Below are 666 nucleotides of genomic sequence, written 5' to 3'. Positions count from 1 at the left end.
GTGCCGGAGACGTGATTCCCGAGGTGGTGCGCGTAATTTTTGAACCGCCGCCCAATGCAGGATACCAACATTGCTGTTTCAGACGGCCTGCAAGACGATTTGTTTGCCGAAATACCTTCTGAAACCCGCTCCGAACCGCTTCACAAACCTTACCGCCTGCCCACCCATTGCCCTATCTGTCACAGCGAAATCGAACGCGAAGAAGGCGAAGCGGTTGCCCGATGCAGCGGCGGTATGCTTTGCCAAGCACAACGCGCGCAAGGTTTAATCCACTTCGCCTCACGCAAAGCCATGGACATCGACGGACTTGGACAAAAACAAATCGAGCAACTGGTAGCACAAGATTTGGTTCGTCATTTCGCCGACCTCTACCGCCTCGATATCCCAACCCTGCAAAAAATGAAGGAAACGGCGGATAAAGCGTCAGCTAATGAGGAAGAACCATCAAACAGTGAGATTGAAGACTTTGAAAGCGAGAGCGGCAATGCCCTGCTTAGCAAAACCAGTAAAAAACAGCCAACTAAATGGGCGGAAAACATCCTCGCAGGCATAGAAGCCAGCAAAACGCCTGAACTTGCCCGCTTCCTTTTTGCCCTCGGTATCCGTCACGTCGGCGAACGCACCGCCAAACCGCTGGCGCAGACATTCGGTACACTGGAACAAGTC

The 666-nt window shown here is 52.9% G+C and carries 1 pseudogene; it reads left to right on the top strand.

From position 1 onward, the window contains the following. Positions 1–666: pseudogene (locus tag ACTHUM_RS17060) on the top strand (helix-hairpin-helix domain-containing protein); the annotation flags it as partial.

The sequence above is a fragment of the Neisseria sp. P0021.S006 genome (assembly GCF_051956895.1).
The sequence above is the reverse complement of the archived record's forward strand: the minus strand, read 5'-3'. Positions and strand labels throughout refer to the sequence as shown.